The 6,468-nt window shown below is 47.1% G+C and carries 7 protein-coding genes and 1 pseudogene; 7 read left to right on the top strand and 1 reads right to left on the bottom strand.

Going from position 1 to position 6,468, the window contains the following annotated elements:
• The 7 genes and pseudogenes from ACNA7P_RS10760 to ACNA7P_RS10730 form a co-directional block, all read left to right on the top strand.
• A pseudogene (locus ACNA7P_RS10760) lies at positions 1 to 496 on the top strand (F0F1 ATP synthase subunit beta); the annotation flags it as partial.
• A gap of 18 nt (positions 497 to 514) precedes the next feature.
• Positions 515 to 943, top strand: a complete 429-nt coding sequence (locus tag ACNA7P_RS10755; protein ID WP_416258631.1) for a F0F1 ATP synthase subunit epsilon — start codon at positions 515 to 517, stop codon at positions 941 to 943.
• Between the two features lie 175 nt (positions 944 to 1,118).
• Positions 1,119 to 2,510, top strand: coding sequence for a bifunctional UDP-N-acetylglucosamine diphosphorylase/glucosamine-1-phosphate N-acetyltransferase GlmU (gene glmU / locus ACNA7P_RS10750; RefSeq protein ID WP_416258630.1), 1,392 nt, complete (start codon positions 1,119 to 1,121; stop codon positions 2,508 to 2,510).
• 1 nt (position 2,511) lies between these two features.
• Positions 2,512 to 4,341, top strand: coding sequence for a glutamine--fructose-6-phosphate transaminase (isomerizing) (gene glmS, locus ACNA7P_RS10745; RefSeq protein ID WP_416258629.1), 1,830 nt, complete (start codon positions 2,512 to 2,514; stop codon positions 4,339 to 4,341).
• 308 nt (positions 4,342 to 4,649) lie between these two features.
• Entirely contained in the window at positions 4,650 to 4,799 is a 150-nt protein-coding gene (locus ACNA7P_RS10740) for a hypothetical protein (RefSeq protein WP_416258628.1), read from the top strand.
• 67 nt (positions 4,800 to 4,866) lie between these two features.
• On the top strand, positions 4,867 to 5,133 hold the full coding sequence (locus ACNA7P_RS10735) for a hypothetical protein (RefSeq protein WP_416258627.1): 267 nt from the start codon (positions 4,867 to 4,869) through the stop codon (positions 5,131 to 5,133).
• Positions 5,106 to 5,534, top strand: a complete 429-nt coding sequence (locus tag ACNA7P_RS10730) for a hypothetical protein (RefSeq protein WP_416258626.1) — start codon at positions 5,106 to 5,108, stop codon at positions 5,532 to 5,534. Before ACNA7P_RS10735 ends, ACNA7P_RS10730 begins: the two co-directional genes overlap by 28 nt.
• A 467-nt stretch (positions 5,535 to 6,001) precedes the next feature.
• Here ACNA7P_RS10730 and ACNA7P_RS10725 read toward each other — a convergent pair.
• Positions 6,002 to 6,468, bottom strand: a 467-nt coding sequence (locus tag ACNA7P_RS10725; protein WP_416258625.1) for an IS66 family transposase, incomplete at its 5' end; no start/stop codon positions are given.

Here is a 6,468-nt window from a genome sequence, read left to right as displayed (position 1 = left end):
GGTATACGTACCTGCGGATGACTTAACCGATCCATCGCCAGCAACTACATTTGCTCACTTAGATGCAACTGTTGTATTGTCGCGTGATATCGCGTCGTTGGGTATCTACCCTGCGGTTGATCCATTGGATTCAACATCGCGCCAGTTAGACCCGCAAGTAATTGGTCATGAGCACTATGATACTGCACGTGGTGTGCAATCAGTTCTTCAGCGTTATAAAGAATTGAAAGACATCATCGCAATCTTGGGTATGGACGAATTATCTGAAGAAGATAAACGTGTTGTTGCCCGCGCTCGTAAAATTCAACGTTTCTTATCACAGCCGTTCTTCGTAGCGGAAGTATTTACCGGTGCGCCTGGTAAGTATGTATCGTTGAAAGATACCATTGCTGGATTTAAAGGCATCCTGGAAGGCGATTACGATAGCTTGCCTGAGCAGGCGTTCTACATGGTTGGCACTATCGACGAAGCGGTCGAGAAAGCCAACAAAATGTAATCGAACGGGAGGTTTGTAATGGCGGTATCCACAGTATATCTGGATGTAGTAAGCGCTGAAGATCGTTTGTTCTCCGGCAATATTCGCTCTATCCAGGTTACAGGTAGTGAGGGTGAGCTTGGTATTTTGCCTGGCCACACTCCATTGCTGACCGCCTTGAAACCTGGCATGGCTCGTGTAGTTACTGAAGAAGGTAAGGAAGAGCTTTTTTACATCGCCGGTGGTGTAATGGAAGTTCAGCCAGAAACCATTACTGTGTTATCAGACACAGCAGTGCGTGGCGGCGATTTGGATGAAGCAGCAACAGAGAAAGCGATCAAAGATGCACGCGAAGCTCTGGCGCATTCTTCTCCAGATTTATCTTACGCTGAAGCAGCTGCCGAACTATCTCGTGCAATTGCCCAGTTGCGAGTATTGCAACAGTTGCGGAAACGCAAAGGCAAATAAACAGGTTCGCAAAGGCGTTCAAATAAGCGAAAACCCAGCCATTGTGCTGGGTTTTTTATCGCAATTGAAAAGCTTCTATTAAGCTTGGAAATTCAACGTTTCGAACCGCTATAAACACTGGTAAACTAGGGGTTACATTGAAGTAAACTTATTCGCTTATTGCAAGGAAAGGCGCATGCCCTCACCTTTATTAAATGTTGTTGTTCTTGCTGCCGGTAAAGGCACAAGAATGCGCTCAAATTTACCGAAAGTTTTGCATCCGGTAGCGCAAAAGCCGATGGTGCAACATGTTCTTGATACCGCCTTATTAATTGGCGCTCAGCAATTGCAGTTAGTGTATGGCCATGGGGCCGAGCAGTTGCAAGCGCATTTGGCTGATTTTTCCCAGCAACACGGGGTAAACTGGGTTGAGCAGGCCGAGCAGCTCGGTACCGGCCACGCTGTTCAGCAGGTTATCCCGCATATTACCGATAACGACACCGTGCTTATTTTGTATGGTGATGTGCCCCTTACCCGCCCAGAAACACTGCAAAACTTGTTAGCTGCGAAAGCCGATAACGCCCTTGCGTTACTAACCGTTACCTTGCCTGATCCAACGGGTTATGGCCGTATTGTGCGCAATCAGCAAGGCGAGATTACCGGTATTGTTGAACATAAAGATGCCAATGACCAAGAGCGGGAAATTACCGAAGTAAATACCGGCATGATGGCCGCTGATGGCAAGGCGCTAAAGCGTTGGTTAAGCCAGTTGAACAACAACAATGTGCAGGGCGAGTACTATTTAACCGATATCGTAGCGATGGCTGCGGCCGAAGGAGTGCATATTGCCAGCAGCCAACCCGCGGAGATTGCGGAAGTTGAAGGTGCCAATAATCGCGCGCAGCTGGCCGTATTAGAGCGTGCTTACCAGCGCCGTAAAGCCGATGAGCTGATGATTGCCGGCGCTACACTAATGGACCCAGCACGCATTGATGTGCGCGGTAACGTAAGTGTTGGCGAAGATGTAGTGATCGATATCAACGTAGTGCTCGAAGGTAATGTACACATTGGTGATGGTGCGGTAATTGAACCGAACTGTGTAATTCGCGATAGCGTTATTGGCGCTGGTGCGCGGATTAAGGCGAACTCCGTGCTGGAAGGCGCAGAAGTAGGAAATGGCGCCCAAGCAGGCCCATTTGCGCGCTTACGCCCAGGCACTAAACTTGGCGAAGGTGCGGCAATTGGCAACTTTGTGGAAGTAAAAAACACCGTGTTTGGCGTGGGCGCGAAAGCGGGCCATTTATCCTACCTTGGCGATGCTGAAATTGGTGCTGGGGCAAACATTGGTGCGGGCACCATCACCTGCAACTATGATGGAGTGAACAAACATAAAACGGCTATCGGCGCTGGAGCCTTTATTGGCTCAAACAGTTCTTTGGTAGCGCCAGTAACTATAGGTAGTATGGCTACCACTGGCGCCGGCTCGGTAGTTACGAGCAATGTAGCCGATAATGAATTAGCGGTAGGCAGAGCAAAACAACGGAATATAGCTGGGTGGAAACGGCCTGTGAAAAAGGATAACAAATAACATGTGTGGAATTGTTGGAGCAACCGCAGAACGTAGAGTAGCGGGTATTTTATTAGAAGGCCTGCGCCGCCTTGAGTATCGTGGTTATGATTCGGCCGGTATGGCGTTACTAGATGATAACAGCCTTCACCAAGTGCGACGCATAGGCAAAGTACAGGCGTTGGCCGATGCGTTAGAAGAAACTGGCTTAAATGGGTATAGCGGTATAGCGCATACGCGTTGGGCTACCCATGGCGGCGTTACCGAAGCGAATGCACACCCGCATTTCTCCAACGGCACGCTTGCGGTAGTACACAACGGTATTATTGAAAACCATGAGAGTTTGCGCACAAAGCTACAGGCCCTAGGCTACGTGTTTACCTCACAAACCGATACCGAAGTAATTTGCCATTTAATGCATCATGAGCTGAAAAACACCGATAGCCTGTTGGCAGCCCTACAAGCCACGGTGAAACAATTAGAAGGCGCTTATGGCACGGTAATTATGGATAAGCGCAAACCAGGCGAATTAGTAGTGGCTCGCTCGGGTAGCCCACTAGTTATTGGCGTTGGTATTGGCGAAAACTTTATCGCTTCTGATCAGCTGGCATTATTGCCGGTAACTCGCGAGTTTATTTATCTAGAAGAAGGCGATGTAGCCGCTATTGATCGAGATTCAGTGCGTATTTTCGATAGCGCCGGCGAACCCGTTGAGCGTGAGCATGTTACCTCCGATCTACAATACGATGCCGGTGGTAAAGGCGAGTATCGCCACTTTATGCTAAAAGAAATCCATGAGCAGCCAATTTCGGTGCGCAACACCTTGGAAGGCCGCGTTACCGCTGATCAGGTTATAGTTGAGGCCTTCGGTGAAAATGCAGCGGATATTTTTAAAGATATCCGCCATGTGCAAATTATTGCTTGTGGCACCAGCTACCATGCTGGCATGGTGGCCCGCTATTGGTTAGAGGAATATGCCGGCGTTTCGTGTAACGTAGAAATTGCTTCCGAGTTCCGCTATCGCAAATCGCACGTATTTCCCGGTAGCTTGTTGCTTACCATTTCCCAATCTGGCGAAACCGCCGATACGTTGGCCGCGCTGCGGTTAGCGAAAACACTTGGTTATCGTTCTAGCTTAACCATTTGTAACGTGGCTACCTCATCGATGGTACGGGAATCAGATTTAGCGTTTCAAACCCGTGCAGGCGCCGAAATCGGTGTTGCGTCTACCAAGGCATTTACTACCCAGTTGGTAGGGTTATTAATGCTCGTTAGTGCGCTTGGCCGCTTTAATGGCATGGAAGAGGCGATGCAATCGCGAATTGCGCATGCGCTAGTTACCCTGCCCACCAAGCTAGAGCAAGCATTGAAGATTACCGATGAAATTGAAGAGCTGGCAGAGGAGTTTGCTGATAAAGAACATAGCTTGTTCCTTGGCCGTGGCGATCAATATCCAATCGCAATGGAAGGCGCGTTAAAGTTAAAAGAAATCAGCTATATTCATGCTGAGGCCTACGCTGCAGGTGAGTTGAAGCATGGCCCATTAGCGTTGATTGATGCCGAAATGCCAGTAATTGTAGTAGCGCCGAATAACGAGTTACTCGAGAAGCTGAAATCGAACGTAGAAGAAGTGCGCGCCCGCGGCGGAATTATGTACGTATTCGCCGACAAAGATGCCCACTTCAAAAGCGATGAAACCATGCGCGTAATCAACCTCGATCACGTGGATGCCATCGTAGCGCCCATCGTATATACCCTGCCGTTGCAGCTACTTAGCTACTACGTAGCCATTATTAAAGGCACCGATGTGGATCAGCCGCGGAACTTGGCGAAGAGTGTTACAGTAGAATGATTTAAAGGGCCGTAAGGCCCTTTTTGTGGCGTAGTAATAAAGTATCATACTAAGTAATAAAGTATCATACTAAAATCCCCTATTGAATCCGCTCCTTGGTTCTATAGGGGATTTTTTGTTGCTTGATCGGCGAAGTGCTTTTAGTCATTATGATGCTTACTAAATAAGCAATAGTTTCGTTTGGCTCAAGCTATCTACTACCTCAAATGAGAGAGCCCCAAGAGTAGATTAATACTCAATATATCGAATACAGTTCTGCTCAGTCATGGTTCGAAAATTTGAACAGTGCTAACACAGGAATTTAATAAATGAGTAACGCTGGCGAAACCAAGAAAAACCAACTTAAAAGCAATGCTAAAGATTATGTGGTTTCGGGAGTAAAAGCAGCGCTCGGAGCAATCCCCTTTGCAGGCTCTCTATTGTCTGAGATAGCTGGTAATGTAATACCTCAACTGTAGTGGATACTATTCCAGTCGTGACCTAGGTAGTTATGTCTATTTCGCGGGCGAGGGATATAGGGCCGATTTGAAGGTAAGCCCTTTCGCTGCTTTCGGAAGAGACGTAGATAGTGCAGGATTTGGTGGAAGTGCAAAGATTCCTGAGAATGTTGCTGCGTGGGTCATTGCAGACCATAGTGGTGTTGATATCGAAAGGCTCCAAACGCATTCAAATCGACATTTTGACTCTGCGCCGATCTTTGTAATGGATAAAGCAACTGGTGATTTTTACGAATACGAATTTGATTCTGAAACGGAGGAATGGACATGTTCAAAAAATGGAGAAGAGTGTTAGTATTTTTGATTTTATTTATAACGATGAATTCTGTTGGAGCAGAGGAAAATTCGGATAAAAATACAATAGAAATTGTATCAATTTTAAAAATAATAGCTTCGCCAGAACGTTATTTAGGCAGAGAGCTTAGGGTTGTGGGTTACTTGAGTGATATGCATCTTTTTGCGTACAAGACAGATAGTGACATTGCGCGCATGGAACATGCAATTTTATTACCTCTTTTTGAACAAGCTCCATGGGAGGAAGTTGAAAGCTGTATGAATCATTACGCAATAGTGACGGGAACTTTAGTGGATACAGAGCTTATGATGGCGAATATTACATCAATACGAATAAGAGAAGAAGGGCGAGGATATAGAGGGTGTTACAAGTGGACAGCATCGGAAAGTCATTATCATTAGCTACCCTGATGCAAGCGATGCCGTTACTCACATCTATGACGCGCAAGGATTCTCGACCGTTTGGATACTGCAAGCGGTAGCTTTGATGACGATTTGCTTGGAAATACCACGCAAAAAACGCTGGGGAACGATACGCTGACTTATCACTACAGCAATAATCGTTTAACCAGCGTGAGTAACGCAGTCAACCGCTCGTTTAGCTACGATACTCGTGGCAATGTTATCTAGAAAGTCTTCAAGGCGATATGGATGGGATGTTCACTTGTTCTAGTTTTAGTGCTGATTAAGAAGAATAGTACTCGTACTCAATACTTCCAGACTCCTTGCTTTCGCCGAGTTCAAATGCGCCTTGTAGAGCAAGATGCAGGGATGCTTAGTAAGCGTAGCTAGAAGCACACATTGACCGTATTATTTTTCTCAAGGTGGGGCAATTCTGCTGACCATTTAACCGGCCAAGATAATTGACGCTAGTGCGTGAGGTCGATATTCCAAGGCAGCAGGTGGTCGATATCACTGTTGTCGTTGAGAAGCGGCCATTGCTCGAACAAGCGCATCAGGTAGTCAATCGGTTGTAGGCCGTTGGCTTTGGCTGTTTCGACTAAGCTGTAAAGTACCGCACTGGCATCGGCACCACCATGGGTGTTGGCGAACAGCCAAGCTTTACGTCCAATCACGAACGGTTTAATAGCACGCTCGGCACGGTTGTTGTCGATGTTGATGCGCCCGTCGGTTAAGTATACTTGCAGTTTTGACCACTGGTTCAGTGTGTATTGAACCGCTTTGCCAATGATGCTGGTGGGTGGCACTTGGGTGAGTTGGGTATCCAGCCATGCTTTGAACTCGCTCATGATGGTGCTTGATTCAGTTTGTCGTGCACGCCAGAGCTCATCAACAGGCTTACCGGCCATGCGTTTTTCAACCCGGTATAGCTTCT

It is taken from the genome of Aliidiomarina sp., assembly GCF_047920995.1.
GTDB lineage: Bacteria > Pseudomonadota > Gammaproteobacteria > Enterobacterales > Alteromonadaceae > Aliidiomarina.
Note: the sequence above shows the minus strand (reverse complement) of the source record. Positions and strands in the feature narration are given on the sequence as shown.

Bases quoted from the DNA above. Each gene is read 5' to 3' on its own strand.
- ACNA7P_RS10755 (WP_416258631.1), top strand. From the start codon at position 515: ATGGCGGTATCCACAGTATATCTGGATGTAGTAAGCGCTGAAGATCGT.
- glmU (WP_416258630.1), top strand. From the start codon at position 1,119: ATGCCCTCACCTTTATTAAATGTTGTTGTTCTTGCTGCCGGTAAAGGC.
- glmS (WP_416258629.1), top strand. From the start codon at position 2,512: ATGTGTGGAATTGTTGGAGCAACCGCAGAACGTAGAGTAGCGGGTATT.
- ACNA7P_RS10740 (WP_416258628.1), top strand. From the start codon at position 4,650: ATGAGTAACGCTGGCGAAACCAAGAAAAACCAACTTAAAAGCAATGCT.
- ACNA7P_RS10730 (WP_416258626.1), top strand. From the start codon at position 5,106: ATGTTCAAAAAATGGAGAAGAGTGTTAGTATTTTTGATTTTATTTATA.